This is a genomic window from Xanthobacter sp. YC-JY1 (assembly GCF_021730305.1).
GTDB lineage: Bacteria > Pseudomonadota > Alphaproteobacteria > Rhizobiales > Xanthobacteraceae > Xanthobacter > Xanthobacter flavus.
Window position 1 is genome coordinate 4,189,537 of the sequence record NZ_CP032674.1, and the last position, 20,565, is coordinate 4,210,101.

The following is a 20,565-nucleotide window of genomic DNA, read 5'->3' on the forward strand; positions in this document are numbered from 1 at the left end:
CGCAATGAAGGACGTCTTCATCTGCGACTATGTCCGCACGCCCATCGGTCGCTTCGGCGGCGCGCTCGCCTCGGTGCGGGCGGACGATCTCGGTGCCGTGCCCCTGAAGGCGCTCATGGCGCGCAATCCCGGCGTGGATTTCGGCGCCGTGGACGATGTGATCTTCGGCTGCGCCAACCAGGCGGGCGAGGACAATCGCAACGTCGCGCGCATGTCGCTGCTGCTCGCCGGCCTGCCGGTCGGCGTGCCCGGCACCACCATCAACCGCCTGTGCGGCTCGGGCATGGATGCGATCATCGCCGCCGCCCGCGCCATCAAGGCGGGCGAGGCGTCCCTGATGATCGCCGGCGGCGTGGAATCCATGTCCCGCGCCCCGTTCGTCATGCCCAAGGCGGACACCGCCTTCTCCCGCCATGCCGAGATCCACGACACCACCATCGGCTGGCGCTTTGTGAACCCGCTGATGAAGGCTCAGTACGGCGTGGATTCCATGCCGGAGACGGGCGAGAACGTCGCCGAGGACTTCGCCATCAACCGCGCCGACCAGGACGCCTTCGCCCTGCGCTCGCAGGCCAAGGCCGCCGCCGCGCAGGCGAACGGGCGGCTGGCGCGGGAGATCGTTTCCGTGGCCATCCCCCAGCGCAAGGGCGAGCCCCTTCTCGTGGAGCGGGACGAGCATCCGCGCGCCACCACCATCGAGGCGCTGGCCAAGCTGCCGACGCCGTTCCGCAAGGGCGGCACGGTGACGGCGGGCAACGCCTCGGGCGTCAATGACGGTGCCGCTGCGCTGATCCTCGCGGACGCGGAGACGGCGGCGAAATACGGCCTCACCCCCATTGCCCGCGTGCTGGGCGGGGTGGCGGCCGGCGTGCCGCCGCGCATCATGGGCATCGGCCCTGCGCCGGCCTCCAAGAAGCTGATGGCGCGCCTCGGCCTCACCCCGGCCGATTTCGACGTGATCGAGCTGAACGAGGCCTTCGCCTCCCAGGGCCTCGCCACCCTGCGCGACCTCGGCATCGCCGATGACGATGCCCGGGTGAACCCCAATGGCGGCGCCATCGCGCTCGGCCATCCCCTCGGCATGTCCGGCGCGCGCATCACCGGCACGGCGGCGCTGGAACTCTCCCTGACCGGCGGCAAGCGCTCGCTCAGCACCATGTGCATCGGCGTCGGCCAGGGCATCGCGGTGGCGCTGGAGCGGGTGTGATCGGCCCTTCCGGCAGGTAATAGAAAAGCAGCGGCGAGGGGCCAAGCCTTTCGCCGCTGCCGTTTCAGGGGCATGCCAGCTTCAGGTCAGCGCAGGCGCTCGGTCCAGGCGGCAAGCGCGGTGAACAGCTGGCGGATGAAGTCCGCCGTCGCCTCGTCCGTCAGAGAGCCTGAGGCGTCGAACTTGGTCTGGGCGGCGCCGATCATCACCTCCGGCTTGTTCAGCGGGAAGGCGTTGAGGAACACCAGCATCTGCCGCAGCTGATACTGCGCCCGCGCGGTGCCCAGCACGCCCATGCTGGCGCCCATGATGGCCACCGGCTTGTTGTCGAACGGCTGGCTCGGCGGGCGGGAGGCCCAGTCGATGGCGTTCTTCAGCACGCCGGGGATGGAGTAATTGTACTCCGGCGTCACGAACAGGATGGCGTCCGCCGCCGCAAGCTGGGCGCGAAAGCGCTCCACCTCAGCGGGATAGCCGGCGAGGCGTACGTCGTCATTGTAGTGCGGCAGATCGCCGATCTCGGCCGCCTCGATGGTCATGCCTTCGGGCGCGAGGTCCATAGCCGCCTTGAGGGCCATCGTGTTGTAGGAGCCCTTGCGCAGGCTGCCGGAAATTCCCACCACCCGGATCGGGCGGGCATCGCTTGCCATAAGTCGTCTCCTTGAAATGCTTGGGCATTCACCCCTGTGGACGTCAGCCCTGGCGCCGCAGGAAGCCGGTGATCGTCACCCGCTCCCAGATGTCCGCCTTCTTGAAGGGATCGGCCGCGTTGAAGGCCTCGACCGCCCCGCGGTCCGGCGCCTCAATGAGAAAGAGACTGCCGATCATTGTGGTTCCATCATCAGCCACCAGCGGGCCGGACATGACGATCTCCACCCCGAATGCGGAGGTGTCGGACAGAAAGGCCTTGTGCGCCTCATAGTGGGCGAGGCGGGTGTCGAGCGCGCCTTGGCGATCAACGCCGTGGATGACGAACAGCATGGGATGGGCTCCTTCGCGATCGGGGCGGCACGCGGCCTGTGCCGGTGTCGCCCCGCCTGGTTGTCATGGGCCGATTTTGCGAAACGTCTTCAGTTCGTCTTGGTCGGGGTCTTGGTGGCCATGGCGGCGGCGTCCGCCCAGCTCGGGCAGGCGCGGGCGTCCAGCGGCACGTCGTAGGGCTGGTAGTTGGAGGCGTTGACCACGGTGGGCTTCAGCACCACCTCGGTCACGATGGCCTCGTTGCGCAGCGCGCGGATGGCCACCATGGTGCCGATGCAGCCCTGCACGAAGCCGTTATAGTCGCCCGAGGCGAGCAGCTTGCCGGCCTTGATGGCGTCCACAGCCTCCTTCGTGCCGTTGATGCCGATGACCTTGGCCTTGCGGTTGGCGCCGTCCAGCGCCTCGATGGCGCCGATGGCCATGGCATCGTTGGCGGCGAGCACGCCGTCGATCTGCGTATGGGACTGCATCAGGTTTTCCATCACCTGCAGGCCCTGCAGGCGCTGGTAGTTGGCGGGCTGGCTGGCGAGCAGCTTCACGTCCTTGTTTTCCTTGATGGCGTCCGTGAAGCCGCGCACCCGGTCGATATTGGTGAGCGAGCCCTTCACACCCTCCAGGATCACCACATTGCCCTTGCCGCCCATTTCCTTGAGCAGGTAGCGGCCGGTCTCGAGGCCGAGGCTGTAGTCGTCGGCGCCGACGAAGGCGAGGAACTTGCCGCCCGCCGAGCGGTCGGTGACGTTCACCACGGGGATCTTGGCGTCGTTGATCTGCTCCACGCCCGGCACCATGGCCTTGTAGTCCACCGGCACGAAGACAATCGCGCTCGGCTTCTTCACGATCACGTCCTCGATCTGGCTGAGCTGCTCGGGGATCGAGTCCGGCTTGGTGGGAATGTAGTGCACCACCTTGGCGCCCATGGACTTGGCCGCAGCCTCGGCGCCCACGCGCACGGTCTGGAAATAGGGGTTGGTCTGGTTCTTGGTGAAGACGGCGATGGTCTCGTCCGCGGCCAGCGCGCCGGTGGACAGGAGCGCCACGGGCAGCGCCGCGGCGATGAGCTTGAGGTTGGACTTCAACGTCTTCATGGGGTCTTCCTCCGATTCTTGATATTTGGCTTTTGACTTGAAATACGCCCTACGAGCGCTTGCGGCCGATCATGTCGAGCCACACGGCGAAGATGACGATCACGCCCGTCACCAAAGGCTGCCAGCTGGAATTGACCGCCAGCAGGTTCATGCCGTTCAGCACCAGCGTGAGAATGAGGGCGCCGACGAAGGTGCCGAAGACGCTGCCCACACCGCCGAACAGCGAGGCACCGCCGATGAGCACCGCCGCGATGGCCGGCAGCGTCATCGCCTCGCCGATGTCGCCCTCGGCCGAGTTCAGCCGGGCGAGGAAGACGATGGAGGCGACGCCCGCCATGGCGCCCGAGAAGGCGTAGACGAGGATGAGGCGGCGATCGACGGGAATGCCGGTGAGCCGCGCCGCCACAGGATTGGCGCCGATGGCATAGATCTGCTGCCCCCACACCGTGCGCTGGGCGAAGACGGTGCCGGCAATGAGGAAGCCGATCATCAGATAGACCGGGATCGGGATGCCGAGGAAATAGCCCGAGCCGATCTGCCGGAAACCAGGCGGGAAGCCGTGGATGGTCTCGCCGGCCATGTAGTAATAGGTCAGGCCGTGCAGCACCCAGAGCATGCCATAGGTGGCGATGAAGGAGGGAATGCGCAGCTTCGCCACCATCAGCCCGTTACAGACGCCGATGGCGCAGCCCGTGGCGAGCCCGGTGAGCGTGCCGAGTGCCGGCGAGCCGGTGGCCTTGATAACGGTCGCCGCGAGGCAGGCGGAAAGCCCGATATTGGCGCCCACCGAGAGGTCGAGCCCTCCGGTGAGGATCACCAGCGTCAGCCCCGAGGCGAGGAAGAACAGCAGGCTCGCCTGCCGGAGCACGTTGAGGATGTTGTTGGTGGTGAAGAAGGCGTCCGTCGCGACGCTCAGCGCCACGCACAGGAGGCCCGCCGCCAGCAGCCGGTAGATGAGCTGCTGCATGTCCTTGGACAGGTGGATGCGGGGCGTGCCCGCGGAGATGTCGCCGGCGAGGCTCATGACTTCTTGCTCCGCATGCCGTCGAGGAAGAGGGCGAAGATGACGAGGACGCCGATGCAGGCCACCTGCACCGAGGAGGGCACGGCCATGAGGTTCAGCCCGTTGCGCAGCACGCCCACGGTGAGCACGCCCATGAGGGTGCCGAAGATCCAGCCGTTCCCCTTCTCGAAGGAAGTCCCGCCCAGCGCCACGGCGGCGATGGCGTCGAACTCCATGCCGATGGCGGCGGTGGGGTGGCCGGCATTCATGCGCGCCGTCATCAGCAGGGCCGCGACGCCGGCCATGGCTCCGCCCAGCATGTAGACGGAGATGAGCAGCCGCTTCCACTTGACGCCGGCCAGCGTCAGCGCCTCGCGGTTGCCGCCCAGCGCGCAGATGTAGGTGCCGAAGCGGGTGTGGTAGAGCAGCACGTGGAACAGGGCGTAGAAGCCCGCTCCGATGAGGATGGGGTTCGGGATGCCCGCCACCTCGCCGGAATAGACCAGCCGCACGAAGCGCGGGATGCCCACCACGCTCTGCCCGTCCGAGACGATGAGCGCGAGCCCCTGCGCCGCCCCCAGCGTGCCGAGGGTGGCGACGAAGGGCGGGATGCCCAGCGACGCCACCAGCCAGCCGTTGGTGAGGCCGAAGGCGAGGCCCACGCACAGCGCGCCGGCGAGCCCTAGCATCAGCGACTGGGTGGCCACCACGATCAGCGCCAGCACCAGCGAGGCAAGGGTGAGCACCGCGCCCATGGAGAGGTCGAGCCCCTCCGTCATGATGATGAGCGTCATGGGCAAAGCGAGGAGCAGCAGGATCACCGACTGCACCAGGATGTTGGAGAGGTTGCCGGCGGTGAGGAAGCCGGGGCTCGCCACCGCGAACAGCACGCTGAGGCCGACCAGCGCAACGGCAACGCCGGGCACGGACGGGATGCGCGCCCGCGCGGAGCCGGGAGCGGAGGAAAGGGCGTGGTCACTCATCGTGCATCCCCATTCGGACGATGTTCTCTTCGGAGAGGTCGGCGCGGCCGAGTTCGCCGACGATGCGCTTGCCCCGCATGACGTAGGCGCGGTCGCAGACATGGACGATCTCCGCCTGCTCGGAAGAGATCATGAGCACCGCCGCCCCTTCGGCCACCAACTGGTCGATGAGGGCGAAGATCTCGGACTTGGCGCCCACGTCGATGCCACGGGTGGGCTCGTCGAAGATGAACAGGCGCGTGCCGGCGGCGAGCCACTTGCCGATCACCACCTTCTGCTGGTTGCCGCCCGACAGGACGGCGACGCTCTGGTTCGGCGAGGGCGTGGCGATGCGCAGGCGCTGGATCAGCTCCTGCGCCGAGCGCCGGGCCTTGCCGGGCGAGAACATCATGTTGGGGAAGAGCTTCGGGAGGCCGGCCACGGCAAGGTTGTCGCTGACCGTGCGGATGAGTGCGAGGCCTTCCGCCTTCCGGCTCTCCGGGATGAGGCCGACGCCCGCAAAGGCTGCGGCATCCGGCCCGCCGGTCCGCTGCTTGCCGAAGATGCGCACCTCTCCCGCCGTCACCGCGTCCGCCCCGAAGATGGCGCGCGCCACCTCCGTGCGGCCGGAGCCGACGAGGCCGCACAGGCCGACGATCTCGCCCGCCCGCACCTTCAGGTCGATGTCGCGGATGCCGTTGCTGGACGAGAGGCCCTTGGTCTCCAGCACCACCTCGCCCGGTTCGGTGGCGAAGCGGCGGGGATAGGACATGTCCACGTTGCGGCCGACCATCATCCGCACCAGCTCGTCCGGCGAGGTCTCGCCGGGAAGCGCGCGACCCACCAGCTTGCCGTCGCGCAGCACGGTGATCCGGTCGCCGAGGGCGAACACCTCGGCCATGCGGTGCGAGATGTAGACGAGGGCGACGCCCTTCGCCTGCAACTGGCGCATCACCTCGAACAGCCGCTCGGTCTCGCGGTCGGACAGCGCCGCGGTGGGCTCGTCCATGACGAGGATGCGCGCATCCTGCGACAGCGCCTTGCCGATCTCCACCATCTGCTGCTGGGCAACGCCGAGCTGGTGGACCTTGGTGCGCGGATCCACCTCGAGGCCGATGAGGTCCAGCACCTTCTGCGCCTCGCGATAGAGGCGGCGGCGGTCGAGCAGGCCCGGAATGCGCGAGGGGAACTCGCGGCCGAGGAAGATGTTCTGCGCCACGTCCAGATAGGGGACGAGGGAGAATTCCTGGAAGATGACCGCGATGCCGAAGCGCCGCGCATCGGCGGGGGAGCGGATCTCCACCTTCTCGCCATTGTGGAAGTATTCGCCGGCATCCGCCTGATAGGCGCCGCAAAGCACCTTCATGAGCGAGGACTTGCCGGCGCCGTTCTCGCCGAGGAGCATGTGCACCTCGCCCGGCCACACGGCGAAGGACACATCGTCCAGCGCCTTCACGCCCGGAAAGGTCTTGGAGATGCCCTTCAGCTCCAGAATGGGGGTGCCGGGCACGGCCGGGGGCGCGGCCAGCTCGAGGCGAGGCGTCGTTGCCATGACCGCCCTCATGGTGCGTCTCCTTGCTGTCTGTCGCGAGGCCGGAAGATCTTGCCCGGATTGAGGATGCCGTCGGGGTCGAGCGCGCCCTTCACGAGGCGCATGACATCCACGGCATCGCCCAGCTCGAGCGGCAGGAAGTCCATCTTGCCGAAGCCGATGCCGTGCTCGCCGGTGCAGGTGCCCTCCAGCGCGATGGCGCGGCGGGCGAGGCGGTCGCAGAAGGCCTTGGCGCGGGCCAGCTCCTCGGCGCTGGCGGGATCGATCAGTACCAGCAAGTGGAAATTGCCGTCGCCCACATGGCCGACCACGGGCGCCACGAGACCGGTGTGCGCGATGTCGGCCGCTGTCTCCACCAGGCATTCGGCGAGGCGCGAGATGGGCACGCACACGTCGGTGATCATCGCCTTCGCGCCGGGGCGCAGGGCGAGGCCGGCATAGAGCGTGTTGTCGCGGGCATGCCAGAGGCGGCTGCGCTCCTCCGGGGTCGTCGCCCACTGGAAGCCCTCGCCGCCGAACTCGGTCGCCAGCGCCTCGGTGGTCTCGGCCTGCTCGGCCACATACGCCTTGGAGCCGTGGAACTCGAAGAAGAGGTGCGGCACCTCGGGCAGGCCGAGCTTGGCGTGGAGGTTCATGCCGCGCATCATCACCGCGTCGAGCAATTCCACCCGCGCCACCGGCACGCCGGACTGGATGACGGCGATGGCCGTGTCCACGGCGGCCTTGAGGTCGGGGAAGGCGCAGACGGCGGAGGAGATGGCCTCCGGCTGCGGGTGCAGCTTCAGCGTCACCTGCGTGATGACGCCGAGCGTGCCCTCGGCCCCTACGAACAGGCGGGTGAGGTCGTAGCCAGCGGCGGACTTGCGCGCCCGCTGGGCGGTGCGGATGACGCGGCCGTCGGCCAGCACCACTTCCAGCGCCAGCACATTGTCCTTCATGGTGCCGTAGCGCACCGCCATGGTGCCCGAGGCGCGCGTGGAGGTCATGCCGCCGATGGAGGCGTCGGCGCCGGGATCGATGGGGAAGAACAGGCCGGTGTCCCGCAGCTGGGCGTTGAGCTGCTTGCGGGTGATGCCGGGCTGGACGGTGACGTCCATGTCCTCGGCGTTCACCTTCAGCACCGCATTCATCCGCCCCATGTCGAGGCAGACGCCACCGTGGAGCGCCGCCGCATTGCCCTCCAGCGAGGTGCCGGCACCGAAGGCGACGACCGGCAGCTTCATCTCGCGGCACAGGCGCACGATGGCCTGCACCTCGGCCGTCGTCTCCGGATACACCACCACGTCCGGCGGAGTGGCCGGGTGGTAGGCCTCGCTGCGGCCGTGGTCGGCGAGCACGCCGGGGGCGCGGGTGGCCCGTTCCCCGACGATCTCGGCGAGCCGCGCCAGGGCGCCATCCATGGGATGCGCTGCGATGGGCATATGGGCAGACATGCTTTCCTCCCTCCGCGCGTCCCGTTGTCCGGGCTTGCTGCGCGTCTGTCCGTCCCGTTACGCCGCCTGCGAAGTCGCGGCGGAGACGGGGTTGAGCTTGAAATCGTAGGTCAGCTGGCACCAGGGCTGGTCCATCACCCGCCCGTCCGGTGCGGCGCCCTGCGCGTGGGCGGTGAAATCGCGGATGAGCGAGTCCTTCACGCCGAACACCGAGTCGCTGTCGAGATAGGCGTCGCCGTCGACGAACACATGGGTCACGAGCTTCTCGTGGCCGGGCGCCTCGATCATGAAATGCACATGGGCTGGCCGCCACGGATGGCGCCCCTGCGCCTCCAGCATCTTGCCCACCGGGCCATCGTGCGGGATGGGATAGGCGGCGGGCTTGATGGACCAGAAGGAGAAGCGGCCCTGATCGTCCGTCCGCAGGCGCGCGCGGGCCACAAGCCCGTTCTCCTCGTGCTGCACGTCGTAATAGCCGTCCACGTCCGAGTGCCAGACATCGACGATGGCATTCACCAGCGGCGTGCCGTCGAGCGTCGCGACCGAGCCGGAGACGAACATGGGCTCGCCTTCGAGATGCCCGGAAATGTCGGTGCCGCAGGCCACTTCCGGCGGGCCTTCCACATAGAAGGGGCCGAGGACGGTGCTCTCGGTGACCGCCGTCTGGTGGTCGTGATTGATGGCGTCCACCAGCATGGAGACGCCGAGCGTGTCCGACAGCAGGATGAATTCCTGCCGCGTGCCGGTGCACATGTGGCCGGTGTCGGTGAGGAAGGCGATGCCCTTTTCCCATTCCGCCTGGGTGGGGCGCACCTCGCGGATGAAATTGTGCAGGTGGCGGACCAGCGCCTCGCTGATCTCGCGGATGCGGGCATCAGGCGCGTTGGCGACGCGCTCCAGCACCGCCTCGGTGATGGAAAACTGGTCGAAATTCCTCATGCGAGCCTCCCGTCATTCTTGTCGAGATCCGGCTCGCCCAGTCCGGCAAGCCATTCGGCGAGGCGGACCGGTGCAATGAAGTCCGCCTCCCCGTCGCCGCGCCCGATGAGCGCGCCGTAGATCTCCCGCGTGAGCGTGGCGAGGGGCATGGCCATCTCGGCGGCGTGGCCGGCCCCGACGATAAGGTCGAGGTCCTTGGCCATCTGCCGGCAGGAGAAAGTGGAATTGAAGTCGCGCGTTTCCAGGCTCTTGGCCTTGTAATGGACCATGGGCGAGCCCACCGCGCTGTTGGTGAGCACGTCGAGGATGTCCTGCCAGGCGAGGTTGCCCTTGCGCGCGAGCACGATGCTCTCGCCCATCATGGCGGCGGAGACGGCGATCATCAGGTTCACTGAGAGCTTGGCGTAGCGCGCCTCCTCCTGCGTCCCGAGATACTTCTGGGCGCGGGTGAAGTCCTGCGCCACCGGCAGGAAGGTGTCGAACGCGGCGCGCGGGCCGGAGACGAAGCAGGTGAGATTGCCGGTGTGGGCGATGGCCGCGTTGCCGGAAACCGGTGCGCGCAGATAGAGGATGCCGGCGCGTTCCGCCGCAGCGCCCAGCTCGGCCGAAATGGTGGGGCTCACGGTGGAGGTCTCCACCAGAATCGCGCCCTTGCGCATGGCGGAGAGCAGCGGCCCGTCCAGCGCTACGGCGCGGAGCGCCCTGTCGTCGGGGAGCGAGGTGAAAACGATGTCCCGGCCGGCCGCATCCTCCAGCGTCGCGGCGGGCGTGACGCCGCCGGCGGCGGCCTCGGCGATGCGCTCCTGATCGCGGTCGAAGCCGGCGATGTCGCGGCCGGTGCCGGCGAGGCGGGTGGAGATAGGCAGGCCCATCTTGCCGAGCCCGATCCAGCCGAGTGTCAAAGTATCAGCCATCATCCTCTCCTCACGCCGCCTTTCATGCCGCCTTCTTGCCGAGGCCGAGCTCATCGACGATGCGCGCGCCCGAGGCTTTGAGCCGGGCGAGCTTCTCCTCGATGCCGCTCGCGGCGAGCGTCCTGTTCTTCTTGACGAAACGACCGGCGATCATCACCGCTTCCACGTCGCCCCGCCCCGCCTGCATCACCACCGTGGCGACGGGATCATGGACCGGCTGGAGGTGCAGCGCGCGGGCGTCGATGAGCACGAGATCCGCCTGCTTGCCGGGGGCGAGGGAGCCGATGCGATGGTCGAGCCCGAGCATCCGCGCGCCCTCGATGGTGATCCATTCCAGCGCCTGCCGCACCCGCACCGTGGAGGTGGGCGGAATGGCCCCGATCTCGCGGCGGCTGTCCGTATTGTCCAGCACCCGCTGCATGCCGAGGGCGATGCGCGCGACGCCCATCATGTCGCCGGCCAGCACGCTTTCCAGATCCACCCCGAGGGACGGCGCCGCGCCGAGCTTCAGCAGGCGGCCGGTGACGGGGAAGCCGTGGCCCTGAGTCATCTCGTTTTCCGGCGTCACCGAGAAGGAGGCGCCGAGGTCGACGAGGCGGGAGAACAGTTCGTCGGAGAGGTCGTTACCGTGCACGACATTGACGCCGGGGCCGACCAGCCCCTCGGCGATCAGCGTCTCCCAGCCGCCCGGCGTCTTCGCCGCGCCGCCGCCCTGATGCATGGAGGCGACGAGGCCGAACTCGCGGGCGAGCCGGAAGTCGGCGCGGGCGACCTCCATGGTGGAATAATGGGGGCCGAGGATGGCGAGGCCCAGCGTCAGCAGACCCTCGTCGCTGGCGAACGGCCCCCGCCGCAGGCGCTCGATCTCGGCGCGCGGGTGCGGCACTTCGGAGAAATGCGGCTCGCCGGGCTTGGGATCGGGCTTGGGGGAGCCGTGGAAGAAGGCCGCGCGGATGCCGCTCTCGGCGAGCGCGGCGACGGCGGCGTCGGTGTGGTCCGGCGTGGGGTTGTTGTGGCACCAGTCCACCAGCGTGGTGGTGCCGGCATCGATCTGCCCGAGCGCGCCCACCAGCGTCGCGATGCCGATGTCCTCCGGCCGGAATCGGGTGGCGAGGCCCGCATGCACCCAGCGGAAATATTCCAGCAGCGTCCAGTCGGCGGCAAGGCTCCTGAGGCCGGTCTGCCAGGTGTGCATGTGGGCGTTGACGAAGCCGGGCACGCAGATGCGCCCTGCCCCATCGACCCGCTCCGCATCCCCGGCCGCAATCTCCGCACCAATGGCGGCGATGCGGCAATCCTCGATGAGGATGTCGCCCTTCGGCAGGTCGCCGACCGACGGGTCCATCGACAGAATGGTGGCGCCGGAGATGAGGGTGCGGGTGCCCATCAGGCCGCCTCCTCCGCCCGCTCGGCCGCCACGGGCCGCTCGCCGGCATAAGCGCGAGCGATGAGGGCGCGGATGCCGTCGCGCGTGACGGGGCGCGGGTTCCAGTAGGGGTTCTCCACGGCGATGTCGGCGGCGGTATCGATGCCATCAGCCGGCATGCCGATTTCCGACAGCGCGCGCGGCACGCCCAGCGCCCGCACCAGATCAAACAGCCCCTGCGCCGCATCCGGCGCGCCGAGCGCGCGGGTGATGGCGGCCATGGCCTCCGGCGCGGCGGGGGCGTTGTAGGCCACCGCGTGGGGCAGCACGATGGTATGCGTTTCCGCGTGGGGCAGGTTGAAGGTGCCGCCGAGCGTGTGGCAGAGCTTGTGGTGCAGCGCCATGCCCACCGCGCCGAGGCAGCAGCCGCACAGCCAGGCACCATAGAGCGCCATGGTGCGCGCCTCGATGTTTGCCGGCTCGTGGATGAGGATGGGCAGGGCCGAGGAGAGGGTGCGGATGCCGTCCTCCGCCATCAGCGAGATCACTGGATTGCGGTCGCGGGCGTAGAGCGCCTCCACCGCATGGGCGATGGCGTTGACGCCGGAGGTGGCGGAGAGGCCGGCCGGCAAAGTGAGTGTGAGGTCCACGTCGTAGATGACCGCCTCGGGCAGCACATCGAGGGAGCGGATGGTGGTCTTGCGCCCCTCCTGCGTCTCGCCGAGGATGGGCGTCATCTCCGAACCGGCATAGGTGGTGGGGATGACCAGCTGAGGCACGCCGGTGCGCAGAGCAATCGCCTTGCCAAGGCCCGTGGTGGAGCCGCCGCCCAGCGCCACGACGCAGTCGGCATCGGCGGCCTTCAGCGCATTGAGCGCCTGCTCCGTCACCTCCACCGGCGTATGCATGGTGGCGCCGGGAAAGACGCCCGCGCACGCTTCGCCGATGAGCCCGCCAATGCGCTCGCCCTCGCCCGCCTGCTGCGGCGTGGTCAACACCAGCGCCCGCCGCGCGCCGAGCCGCGCCACCTCGGCGCCGACCTCGGCGACGGTGCCGCGACCGAAGCGGACGCGGATGGGCAGGGCCTCGTAGGTGAAGGTCTCGATCATGGTTCAGATCCGTTCGCGGCGCACACGGAGGCGAGCCTTAGGGTCACTCGCCGGCGAGGAGGGCGCCGCGGGGATGCGGGACCGGGGCAGCCGTGGGATGGCGGGTCTCGATGGCGCCGAAGGCGGCGTCCTCGGCCACATAGTCCACCTGGAAGCGCGCGATGCGCAGGTCCGCCAGTTCCTGGCGCACGCGCAGATGCTCGGGATGGGAGGCATAGGCCGCTAGATCGGCGGCGGTGGCGAATTCAGACACCAGCACCACGTCGCAAGCATAATCGACATCGGAAATGTCGAGGCCGATCTCGACGCGGGTCATGCCGGCGACGCGGCCGCGCAGGCCTTCGAATGCAGCCTTGACCTTCTGGCGGGCGGCGGCGCGCTCCTCGCGCGTCTCTCCGCTCACGCGCCACATCACGATGTGGCGAATGGGTCCCATCATTGGCGTTTCCTCGACCTATTGGTCTTTCGTTGGATGTGAGTTTTGACTTGCGCGCAGCGGAAATAAACGGGATTTTCCGGAACTGTCTTTTGCGCGAAGTGGAAATATGGATCGCTTCACCCAGCTCGAGGTGTTCGTGAAGACGGCCGAGTTGCGCAGCCTCTCGCGCGCGGCGGAGGCGCTGGGCATGTCCAATGCGGCGGCGAGCCGGCATCTCGCGGCGCTGGAGGAGCGGCTTGCCGCGCGCCTGGTGGAGCGCAACACCCGACGCCTCTGGCTGACCGAGGCGGGGCAGGAATTCTACCAGCGCAGCGGCACCCTGCTGACCGAGCTGGCGGAGGCCGAGGAGGCGGTGAACGAGCACACCCTCGCCCCGCAGGGCCTGCTGCGGGTGACGAGCTCGCTCTCCTTCGCCACCATCTATCTCGCGCCCATGCTGCCTGAGTTCCGCAAGCTCTATCCCAAGCTCAACGTGCATATCGCCGTGGCGAACCGATACCTCGACTTCATCGAGGCCGGCATCGACGTCGCCATCCGCACCCGCCTGCACGAGCCGGACACCAACATCATCGTGCGCCGCCTGGGCCGGATGCGACGCGTGCTGGCCGCCTCGCCGACCTATCTGGAGGAGCACGGCCGCCCGCGCGAGCCGGCCGACCTCACCCGACACGACATGCTGGTCTACAACCTCGCGCAGGACCCGTTCTCGCTGCGCCTCACCAAGGGTGACGTGGAACGCACCGTGCGCATCACCGGCGCGCTGGACTGCAATGACGGGCAGGTGATCCGCCAGGCGGCCCTTTCAGGCCTCGGCATCCTCATCCAGCCGCTCTACATCGTGCAGGACGACCTCGCCTCCGGCCGGCTGGTGGCGGTGATGCAGGACTGGCAATTGCCCATGCTGACCATGAACATCGCCTATCAGAACCGCGAGCGCCTGCCCGCGAAGATCCGCGTGTTCACCGACTTTCTCGTCAATTATGTGCGGCAGGTCTCGAGCAGCGGCATCTGGTCGGCATGATCCGGCGCGTGTTGCCGGGGCGTGGGGTTTCGCCATGATGGGGTGATCCGACACCCCTTGCCTTCCGGGCGGCCCATGCAGCACATCCTCGGTGCCTTTTCAGCCCTCGACCCGCTCATCGCGCTCGGGGTCTTCATCGCCACGGCCGCCACTGACGCCTGCTATGTGGCCTTCACCTCGGCCGTGGTGGCGAGACGACGCCTCTCGGCGGCCAACTGGTCGAGTGTCTGGTACATGCTCTCCTCGTTCGCCGTCATCAGCTACACGGAGAACTGGGTCTATGTGGTCTTCGCGGCAGCGGGCTCGTGGGTCGGTGCCTTCCTGTCGCTGACCCTGCTGCACCGCCCCGGCGGGAAGGTGGCGCCTGTGGGCTCCTCCCCGCCGGACTAGCGATGGCGGCGACGATCCTCAGCCGGCCGCGGCGGCATCGACCTCGCGGAACACCTCCTGCGCGATGCGCGAGGTCTCCAGCGCCACCGGAACACCGCAATAGATCGCGATCTGCAGCACCACCTCGCGGATCTCGTCGCGAGTGACGCCATTGGTCAGCGCGCCCCGGACGTGGAGCTTGAGTTCATGTGGACGGTTCAGCGCCGACAGCATGACGATGTTGAGCATGCTGCGCGTCCTGCGCTCCAGCCCCGGTCGGCCCCAGATCGCGCCCCAGCAATATTCGGTGACCAATTCCTGCAGGGGGCGGGCGAACTCGTCCACATTGGCCATGGAGCGCTCCACGTGGGCGGCGCCCAGCACTGCCTTGCGGATCTCCATGCCCTTGTGCAGCAGGCTGGCGGCTTCGGTCGTTTCGGTCATCTGACTGTTCCTGGATGTATAGGCGTGGCGTTAAGGGGTGGGAGCGGGTCAGGATTTCGGCTTGCCGACGATGAGGCGCTTCTCGACGAGGGTCACCGCAAGGTCGAGCACCAGCGCGAACACGGTGAGCACGATGATGCCGGCAAACACGGCATTCACGTCGAATGTCGCCTCCGCCTGGAGGATCAGGTAGCCGACACCCCGGGCCGAGCCGAGATATTCGCCCACCACCGCGCCGACGAAGGCCATGCCCACCGACATGTGCAGGCTGGAGAACACCCAGCTCAACGCCGAAGGAATATAGACCGTGGTGAGGAGCTGGCGCCGGTTCGCCCCCAGCATCCGCGAATTGGCGAGGATGACCGGGTTCACCTCCCGCACGCCCTGGAAGACGTTGAAGAAGACCACGAAGAACACCAGCGTCACGCCCAGCGCCACCTTGGAGCCGATGCCGAGGCCGAACCAGACGATGAAGATGGGGCCGAGGATGACCCGCGGCATGGCGTTCAGGGCCTTGATGTAGGGATCGAACAAGGCTGCCGTAAGCGGCGAGAGGCCGAGCCACAGGCCGATGCCGATGCCCGACGCCACGCCGAGCAGGAAGGCGAGCAGCGTCTCGATCAGTGTCGTCGCGAGGTGGACGAAGATCTCGCCCGTCACGAACCAGCTGACGATCTGCTGGAACACCAGCACCGGATCGCCAAAGAAGAAGACCGGCAGGGCCTTGGCCCGCACCAGCACATACCAGGCGATGATGAGGGCGGCGAACATCGCCGCCTGGAGCGCCGTGAGGACGATGGGGCCCGGCATCGCGCGACGGCGCGGGCGCCGCTGCGGGCGGGCGGCGGGGCGGCCGGGGGCAGTGCGGCCGGAGGCGCTGGGATCGGCGATCACGGCGTCAGTCCGCAAGTTTGCGCTGATTTCGCTCATAGGCTTTCAGGACCTCTTCCTTCATGGCGTCCCAGATCTGGTGGTAGAGTTCGACGAAGCGCGGCGTCATGCGGATCTCGGCGACGTCGCGTGGCCGCGGCAGGTCGATGCGGAACTCGGCGATGGGGTGCGTGGAGGGGCCGGCCGAGAGGATGATGACCCGGTCCGACAGTGAGATCGCCTCCTCCAGGTCATGGGTGATGAACAGCACCGACTTGCGATAGGTGGTCCAGAGCTGGAGCAGCTCATTTTCCATCAGCACGCGCGTCTGCACGTCCAGTGCGCTGAACGGCTCGTCCATGAGCACGATCTTGGGATCGCGAATGAGCGTCTGCGCCAGCGCGACGCGCTTGCGCATTCCGCCGGACATTTCGTGCGGGAAGCGCTCGCCATGTCCGGAAAGCCCGACGCGGGCGAGCCATTCATTCCCCAGCCGCTCGGCCGCCTTGCGCTCCGTCCCCGCATACTCGAGGCCGGTGATGACGTTGGACAGGGCGGTGCGCCAGGGCATCAGCGCGTCCGCCTGGAAGAGATAGCCGGCATCCGCATTGATGCCCTCCAGCGACCGGCCATAGACGCAGATGTCGCCCTCCGAGGGCTCGAGCAGGCCCGCGGCAACATTCAGCAGGGTGGACTTGCCGCAGCCGGTGGGACCGACGATGGAAACGAACTCGCCGTCCCCCACGTGGAGGCTGGCGTCGTTCACCGCCGTATAGGCACCGAAGCGGACCGAGACGTGATCGAACAGCAGGGCCGGCGGAGGGCCGGCAGGGGCAGAGAGGTCGCCGACGGGCGCGGGCATGCGGACGGCGCCGGCTTCCGGTTGAAGGCCGAAGGTCATGGAACGTCTCCCTGAGGGCGCGGGAACTGGGGGGCGCGGGAACGAGGGGCCGGTACCGGCCCCTCGGCGACACATCAGTGCTTCGCGGCCGGGCCGTATTTCTTCAGCGCTCGTTCCACGAGGCTGTTGTCATAGGTGCGCGGGATGTCGAGGCTGGCCGATTTCAGCGCCGGCTCCATCACCGAGATGGTGGCGAGCACGTTCTTCGCCGCCTCCGGCGTCACGATGCCATCCCACTGGAAGGCGGAAAGGTTCTGCTGCAGCGATTTGCGGTAGAGCGCCTCGTCGGCCTTGTAATACTCGGCCGGGACCGAAGCGATGATATCGTCGATGCTTGCGGTCTTCAGCCACTGCATGGCCCGCACCAAGGCGTTGGACACGGCCTGCGACGTGTTCGGATTGGCCTTGATGAAATCGGTGCGCGCGTAGAGGCAATCAGCGAGATAGGGGCCGCCGAAGGCGATCTGCGAGCCTTCCGCGTTCCGGCTATCCACCAGCACCACCACTTCCTTCGCGTCGGTGAGCGAGGTGATGGCAGGATCCAGATTGACGATGGCGTCAAGCTCGGTGCCGGTGCGAATGGCGGCGACCGCGCTCGGGCCGGTGCCGATGGAAATGAAGCTCGCATCCTTCCAGTTCACGCCGGCCCGCTCCAGCAGCTGGGCGACGAAATTCTGCGTGGACGCGCCCGGCGCCGAGATGCCGATCTTCTTGCCCTTGAGATCCTTGACGCCCTTGATGCTGTCCGCCTTCGCCGCGCGCACGGCGAGCACATTGCCGGGAAAGCGACCGAAGACGGTGATGCAGGTGAGGTCCTGCCCCTTGGACTGCAGGCGCAGCATGTGTTCGTAGGCCCCTTCGCCGATGTCGGCGCCGCCCGCAACCACGGCTTGGAGGGCTGCGGTGCCCGAGCTGAAGGCCGTAGAATCTACGTTAAGGCCTTCGTCCTCGAAGTATTTCTTATTCAGCGCGATGAAATACGCGATCTTGTTCATCTGGCTGATGGAGCCGCCGACCGCGATCGAGATCTTCGGCTTCTCCAGGCCGGCGGCCCCGGCCGTTCCCGGCAGGAGGGCAAGGCCCATCCACCCGGCCGCGATGATGCTTCTGACGATGGACATTGTTTCCTCCACGGGATGCGACATGTGCTTGGCGGCGTCGCTTGAGGGGCGCTTGGCGCCCTCTTCATTTTGTGACTTATTGTATGACAATATGGCCAATGGGATGGATGTCAACCACCTCCGACTGAGTTTCCGTCGCCCAGCCTTCCAGCAGTAAGTCGCCTCTATTTTCCCCTGTTCAGAATCCCGTCCAGCGTCTCGCGATCGACCTTGATCGCGACGCCGGCGCGCTCTTCCTGCACCAGCATGGCGACGCGGGAATCCCTTTTCCCCCAGCCCCGGTTGCGCGCCTCCGTCATGTCGGCAAGCGTCATCGCAGTGAACCGGGCCGGAACACCGGCCTCCTGCGCGAGGGCTACGGCCAGCGCCACGTCCTTGAACGCGAGATCAAGCGCGAACGACACCTCGTCGAAGGCCGCCGGCAGAAACTGGTCGGCGAGGCGGTCCACGACATTCTGGCGCCCGAGCGATCCCTCCCGGATCGCGGCGAACAGGACAGCGGGGTCCACGCCTGCCTTGACGCCAATGGTGATGACCTCCGCCAGAACCATCTGGATGCCGTAGTTCGCGCTGTTGTGAACCAGCTTCGCCGTGGTCGCCGCGCCGAGCGCACCGAGGAACATCACCCGGTCGCCGAGCAGGTCGAGAAGCGGCCGGCAGGTCTCGAATGCGGCCTCACTGCCGCTCACCCAGATGGCCAGCCGGCCCGTGCGCGCGCCCTTGGGCCCGCCGCTCACCGGAGCGTCCAGCAGGGCGACGTCACGGGCCGCGAGGCGCTCCCCCAGCGCACGCACCGCAGCCGGCGCGCTGGTGGTCATGTCGATGAGCGTCGTGCCGGCCGAAAGCCCCTCAGCGAGGCCGTCGGCGCCGAACACCACCGCCTCGACCTCGGCCGGGCCGGGCAGCATGGTGAAGATCTCGCTCGCCTTTGCCGCGACATCGCGCGGCGACGGCACCCACAGAGCACCTAGCGCCTCGAAGGGTGCCGCGGCCTCGTGCCGGCGCGTATGGATGACGAGTTCCTGGCCAGCTTCGAGGAGCCGCGTCGCCAGCGGGGCGCCCATGGCGCCGAGGCCGATGAAACCGATGGGCACGGGTGCCTCCTGCTGCTGCGCGGTGTCAGAGACCGTTGAGGAAGCCGAGAAGGTGCCGGTTCACCTCCTCCGGGGCTTCCAGCGGCGCCATGTGCGAGGCGTCGGGGATGATCTCCAGCCGCGCGCCGGGGATGCCGCGCGCGATGACCTCGGATGCCGCGACGGGCGTGGTCAGGTCCTTTTCGCCCACCATCACCAGCGTCGGCCTATCGATCTCAGTGAGGCGCGGGGCGACGTCGAGGGTCGAGATCATGTCCCACATGGCGGCATGAACATCGGGATCGGCCGCGCGCAAGGTCTTCGCCACCCGGTCGAGCACATCGGGCCGCCGCGCGGCGAAGCTGGGAGTGAACCAGCGCTCCAATGTCGGCGCGACGATCGCCTCCATGCCGCCGGCCCGCACCTGCGCGGCACGCCCGCGCACGGCCTCCCGTCCCGCCTCGGCAAAGGTGCTGACCGTATCCATGAGGCACAGCGCGCGGACGAGATCGGGGCGCGCGAGCGCCAGCGTCTGGGCGATCATGCCACCCACGGACAGCCCCACCACGCAGGCCGGCCCCGCTCCTGCCGTTTCGATGACCCGGGCGAGATCCTCGGCCGCATCGTCGAACCCGAAGGGCAGGCCGGGCGCTGGCGAGGCGCCGTGACCGGCGAGGTCGTAGGCGATCACGTCGAAGCTTTCAGCGAGCGCGCCGAACTGCCGGTCCCAATAGGTCAGGTCGAGCGCGACGGCATGGATGAGCACCAATAGTGGAGCCCCGCGGCGACCGGCGCGCACCTGATGCAGCGTCGGGGCGGTCCTCGGAAGCGTCGAACTGGACGGGTCGGCATGGGGCATCACGCAAGCTCCTTCGGCGGTCCACGCTGGGCGTGCGCCATCAATTGCGCGCTCGAGGCGGCTGCAGGGGTGTTCGCGACGGAACAGGCGCGGCCACCGCGCCTGAAGGCGGAACTACATGCGGGCGAGGCGCGGCTCGCCGGCAGGCGGAGCGGCGGCCACCTTGTCCCTGGCGGACGTTTCCTTCGTGCCCCGCTTGCGGACCGGGCGATCGCGCTCGGCCTCCTTGGCGGTGAGCACCGCATCCGCGATGGCGGCGGCGTTCATCACATGGCGGCGGCAGGCCTGCCCGGCCGCCTCTGGATCGCGCCGGGCGATGGCCTCCATGATGTCGCCGATTTCACCGAGGCTCTTCGCCAGTCGGCCCGGCTGCGAGAGTGTGTGGGCGCGCAGCATGGTGACCCGCCAGTGGATCATGCGCAGCATGTCCTCCAGCATCGGATTGTGCGCGCCGGCCGTGAGCGCCGCATAGAAGGCCGTCTTCACCAGCAGGAGATCACTGCCCGGCTTGCCGCGGCTGGCTTTCCTGAAGGCGGCGAAGGCACTCTCCAGCGCCTTGTGCTCGGCCTCCGTGGCCCGCTCCGCGAAACAGCGGCCCGCCATCTCCTCCAGCGTCGCGCGCAGCTCATAGATCGAGCGCGCGTCCTCGGCGGTATAGATGGCGACGATGGGGCCGCGATGGGGGATGATCTGCAGGATCCCCTCCGCCGCGAGCTGGCTCAAGGCCTCCCGCAGCAGGGTTCGGCTCACCTGGAACATCTCGCAGATCTCACGCTCCACCAATCGGTCGCCCGGCTGGAAGCGCCCCTCGAGAATGGCGGTTCGCAGGGCCTCGATCACCTGCTTCTTGAGCGATGCCGCCTGATGCATGGCCGCAAGGCTGGCTGGCGTGGTCATAGCTGGCTTCCTTGGCT

At 68.1% G+C, this 20,565-nt stretch carries 21 protein-coding genes and 1 pseudogene; 3 read left to right on the plus strand and 19 right to left on the minus strand.

The window, feature by feature from the left end; translation table 11 throughout:
* Nucleotides 1-4 precede the first annotated feature (4 nt).
* Nucleotides 5-1,207 carry a 3-oxoadipyl-CoA thiolase gene (pcaF, locus tag D7006_RS19715; protein ID WP_237354261.1) on the plus strand — a complete coding sequence of 401 codons (1,203 nt, stop codon included), beginning with the start codon at nucleotides 5-7 and terminating at the stop codon, nucleotides 1,205-1,207.
* Between the two features lie 86 nt (nucleotides 1,208-1,293).
* Here the strand turns inward: pcaF and D7006_RS19720 are convergent, their stop codons facing one another.
* From D7006_RS19720 to D7006_RS19775, 12 genes and pseudogenes are all read right to left on the minus strand, one after another.
* Nucleotides 1,294-1,857 carry an NADPH-dependent FMN reductase gene (locus D7006_RS19720; protein WP_237354262.1) on the minus strand — a complete coding sequence of 188 codons (564 nt, stop codon included), beginning with the start codon at nucleotides 1,855-1,857 and terminating at the stop codon, nucleotides 1,294-1,296.
* A 43-nt stretch (nucleotides 1,858-1,900) separates the two neighbouring features.
* A complete protein-coding gene (locus D7006_RS19725; protein WP_237354263.1) occupies nucleotides 1,901-2,188 on the minus strand; it encodes a YciI family protein in 288 nt (95 codons plus the stop codon).
* 89 nt (nucleotides 2,189-2,277) lie between these two features.
* Nucleotides 2,278-3,276: a sugar ABC transporter substrate-binding protein gene (locus D7006_RS19730; RefSeq protein WP_237354264.1), complete on the minus strand. Its 999-nt coding sequence runs from the start codon at nucleotides 3,274-3,276 to the stop codon at nucleotides 2,278-2,280.
* Nucleotides 3,277-3,325: 49 nt separating this feature from the next.
* Nucleotides 3,326-4,300 carry an ABC transporter permease gene (locus D7006_RS19735; protein WP_237354265.1) on the minus strand — a complete coding sequence of 325 codons (975 nt, stop codon included), beginning with the start codon at nucleotides 4,298-4,300 and terminating at the stop codon, nucleotides 3,326-3,328.
* A complete protein-coding gene (locus tag D7006_RS19740; RefSeq protein WP_169123799.1) occupies nucleotides 4,297-5,262 on the minus strand; it encodes an ABC transporter permease in 966 nt (321 codons plus the stop codon). Before D7006_RS19740 ends, D7006_RS19735 begins: the two co-directional genes overlap by 4 nt.
* Nucleotides 5,255-6,793 (minus strand): sugar ABC transporter ATP-binding protein, encoded by a 1,539-nt coding sequence (locus D7006_RS19745; RefSeq protein WP_169123798.1) that lies wholly within the window; start codon nucleotides 6,791-6,793, stop codon nucleotides 5,255-5,257. The genes D7006_RS19740 and D7006_RS19745 overlap by 8 nt, the downstream gene beginning before the upstream one ends.
* Nucleotides 6,794-6,801: 8 nt before the next feature.
* Nucleotides 6,802-8,193: an FAD-binding oxidoreductase gene (locus D7006_RS19750; protein WP_371745129.1), complete on the minus strand. Its 1,392-nt coding sequence runs from the start codon at nucleotides 8,191-8,193 to the stop codon at nucleotides 6,802-6,804.
* A 90-nt stretch (nucleotides 8,194-8,283) separates the two neighbouring features.
* A complete protein-coding gene (locus D7006_RS19755) occupies nucleotides 8,284-9,165 on the minus strand; it encodes an intradiol ring-cleavage dioxygenase (protein WP_237354267.1) in 882 nt (293 codons plus the stop codon).
* The gene (locus tag D7006_RS19760; RefSeq protein ID WP_237354268.1) at nucleotides 9,162-10,079 is read right to left on the minus strand and encodes an NAD(P)-dependent oxidoreductase; all 918 of its coding nucleotides are present in this window, start codon (nucleotides 10,077-10,079) and stop codon (nucleotides 9,162-9,164) included. The genes D7006_RS19755 and D7006_RS19760 overlap by 4 nt, the downstream gene beginning before the upstream one ends.
* 22 nt (nucleotides 10,080-10,101) lie before the next feature.
* Nucleotides 10,102-11,466 carry an amidohydrolase family protein gene (locus D7006_RS19765; protein WP_237354269.1) on the minus strand — a complete coding sequence of 455 codons (1,365 nt, stop codon included), beginning with the start codon at nucleotides 11,464-11,466 and terminating at the stop codon, nucleotides 10,102-10,104.
* On the minus strand, nucleotides 11,466-12,554 hold the full coding sequence (locus tag D7006_RS19770; protein ID WP_237354270.1) for a maleylacetate reductase: 1,089 nt from the start codon (nucleotides 12,552-12,554) through the stop codon (nucleotides 11,466-11,468). The genes D7006_RS19765 and D7006_RS19770 overlap by 1 nt, the downstream gene beginning before the upstream one ends.
* Nucleotides 12,555-12,693: 139 nt before the next feature.
* Nucleotides 12,694-12,993 (minus strand): annotated as a pseudogene (locus D7006_RS19775) (Dabb family protein); the annotation flags it as partial.
* 106 nt (nucleotides 12,994-13,099) lie between these two features.
* Here D7006_RS19775 and D7006_RS19780 point away from each other — a divergent pair.
* Both D7006_RS19780 and D7006_RS19785 read left to right on the plus strand, forming a co-directional pair.
* Entirely contained in the window at nucleotides 13,100-14,014 is a 915-nt protein-coding gene (locus D7006_RS19780; RefSeq protein WP_169123791.1) for a LysR family transcriptional regulator, read from the plus strand.
* Between the two features lie 75 nt (nucleotides 14,015-14,089).
* Nucleotides 14,090-14,404: a hypothetical protein gene (locus D7006_RS19785; protein ID WP_029555553.1), complete on the plus strand. Its 315-nt coding sequence runs from the start codon at nucleotides 14,090-14,092 to the stop codon at nucleotides 14,402-14,404.
* Between the two features lie 18 nt (nucleotides 14,405-14,422).
* Here D7006_RS19785 and D7006_RS19790 read toward each other — a convergent pair whose 3' ends face one another.
* The 7 genes from D7006_RS19790 to D7006_RS19820 all read right to left on the minus strand — a co-directional run bounded on the left by D7006_RS19790 (nucleotide 14,423) and on the right by D7006_RS19820 (nucleotide 20,548).
* Nucleotides 14,423-14,827 carry a carboxymuconolactone decarboxylase family protein gene (locus tag D7006_RS19790; protein WP_169123789.1) on the minus strand — a complete coding sequence of 135 codons (405 nt, stop codon included), beginning with the start codon at nucleotides 14,825-14,827 and terminating at the stop codon, nucleotides 14,423-14,425.
* Nucleotides 14,828-14,875: 48 nt separating this feature from the next.
* Nucleotides 14,876-15,637, minus strand: coding sequence for an ABC transporter permease (locus D7006_RS19795; RefSeq protein ID WP_371745130.1), 762 nt, complete (start codon nucleotides 15,635-15,637; stop codon nucleotides 14,876-14,878).
* An 88-nt stretch (nucleotides 15,638-15,725) separates the two neighbouring features.
* Complete coding sequence (locus tag D7006_RS19800) at nucleotides 15,726-16,559, minus strand: ABC transporter ATP-binding protein (RefSeq protein WP_371745132.1); 834 nt, start codon at nucleotides 16,557-16,559, stop codon at nucleotides 15,726-15,728.
* Between the two features lie 113 nt (nucleotides 16,560-16,672).
* Nucleotides 16,673-17,719 carry an ABC transporter substrate-binding protein gene (locus tag D7006_RS19805; RefSeq protein WP_237354273.1) on the minus strand — a complete coding sequence of 349 codons (1,047 nt, stop codon included), beginning with the start codon at nucleotides 17,717-17,719 and terminating at the stop codon, nucleotides 16,673-16,675.
* Nucleotides 17,720-17,883: 164 nt separating this feature from the next.
* Nucleotides 17,884-18,813 (minus strand): NAD(P)-dependent oxidoreductase, encoded by a 930-nt coding sequence (locus tag D7006_RS19810; protein ID WP_237354274.1) that lies wholly within the window; start codon nucleotides 18,811-18,813, stop codon nucleotides 17,884-17,886.
* Nucleotides 18,814-18,838: 25 nt separating this feature from the next.
* On the minus strand, nucleotides 18,839-19,651 hold the full coding sequence (locus tag D7006_RS19815) for an alpha/beta fold hydrolase (RefSeq protein WP_237354275.1): 813 nt from the start codon (nucleotides 19,649-19,651) through the stop codon (nucleotides 18,839-18,841).
* A gap of 114 nt (nucleotides 19,652-19,765) precedes the next feature.
* Complete coding sequence (locus D7006_RS19820; protein WP_237354276.1) at nucleotides 19,766-20,548, minus strand: GntR family transcriptional regulator; 783 nt, start codon at nucleotides 20,546-20,548, stop codon at nucleotides 19,766-19,768.
* Nucleotides 20,549-20,565: the final 17 nt, after the last annotated feature.

Excerpts from the sequence above, each read along its gene's own strand:
- pcaF (WP_237354261.1), top strand. The coding sequence starts at position 5 with ATGAAGGACGTCTTCATCTGCGACTATGTCCGCACGCCCATCGGTCGC.
- D7006_RS19720 (WP_237354262.1), bottom strand. The coding sequence starts at position 1,857 with ATGGCAAGCGATGCCCGCCCGATCCGGGTGGTGGGAATTTCCGGCAGC.
- D7006_RS19725 (WP_237354263.1), bottom strand. The coding sequence starts at position 2,188 with ATGCTGTTCGTCATCCACGGCGTTGATCGCCAAGGCGCGCTCGACACC.
- D7006_RS19730 (WP_237354264.1), bottom strand. The coding sequence starts at position 3,276 with ATGAAGACGTTGAAGTCCAACCTCAAGCTCATCGCCGCGGCGCTGCCC.
- D7006_RS19735 (WP_237354265.1), bottom strand. The coding sequence starts at position 4,300 with ATGAGCCTCGCCGGCGACATCTCCGCGGGCACGCCCCGCATCCACCTG.
- D7006_RS19740 (WP_169123799.1), bottom strand. The coding sequence starts at position 5,262 with ATGAGTGACCACGCCCTTTCCTCCGCTCCCGGCTCCGCGCGGGCGCGC.
- D7006_RS19745 (WP_169123798.1), bottom strand. The coding sequence starts at position 6,793 with ATGGCAACGACGCCTCGCCTCGAGCTGGCCGCGCCCCCGGCCGTGCCC.
- D7006_RS19750 (WP_371745129.1), bottom strand. The coding sequence starts at position 8,193 with ATGGATGGCGCCCTGGCGCGGCTCGCCGAGATCGTCGGGGAACGGGCC.
- D7006_RS19755 (WP_237354267.1), bottom strand. The coding sequence starts at position 9,165 with ATGAGGAATTTCGACCAGTTTTCCATCACCGAGGCGGTGCTGGAGCGC.
- D7006_RS19760 (WP_237354268.1), bottom strand. The coding sequence starts at position 10,079 with ATGGCTGATACTTTGACACTCGGCTGGATCGGGCTCGGCAAGATGGGC.
- D7006_RS19765 (WP_237354269.1), bottom strand. The coding sequence starts at position 11,466 with ATGGGCACCCGCACCCTCATCTCCGGCGCCACCATTCTGTCGATGGAC.
- D7006_RS19770 (WP_237354270.1), bottom strand. The coding sequence starts at position 12,554 with ATGATCGAGACCTTCACCTACGAGGCCCTGCCCATCCGCGTCCGCTTC.
- D7006_RS19780 (WP_169123791.1), top strand. The coding sequence starts at position 13,100 with ATGGATCGCTTCACCCAGCTCGAGGTGTTCGTGAAGACGGCCGAGTTG.
- D7006_RS19785 (WP_029555553.1), top strand. The coding sequence starts at position 14,090 with ATGCAGCACATCCTCGGTGCCTTTTCAGCCCTCGACCCGCTCATCGCG.
- D7006_RS19790 (WP_169123789.1), bottom strand. The coding sequence starts at position 14,827 with ATGACCGAAACGACCGAAGCCGCCAGCCTGCTGCACAAGGGCATGGAG.
- D7006_RS19795 (WP_371745130.1), bottom strand. The coding sequence starts at position 15,637 with ATGCCGGGCCCCATCGTCCTCACGGCGCTCCAGGCGGCGATGTTCGCC.
- D7006_RS19800 (WP_371745132.1), bottom strand. The coding sequence starts at position 16,559 with ATGCCCGCGCCCGTCGGCGACCTCTCTGCCCCTGCCGGCCCTCCGCCG.
- D7006_RS19805 (WP_237354273.1), bottom strand. The coding sequence starts at position 17,719 with ATGTCCATCGTCAGAAGCATCATCGCGGCCGGGTGGATGGGCCTTGCC.
- D7006_RS19815 (WP_237354275.1), bottom strand. The coding sequence starts at position 19,651 with ATGCCCCATGCCGACCCGTCCAGTTCGACGCTTCCGAGGACCGCCCCG.
- D7006_RS19820 (WP_237354276.1), bottom strand. The coding sequence starts at position 20,548 with ATGACCACGCCAGCCAGCCTTGCGGCCATGCATCAGGCGGCATCGCTC.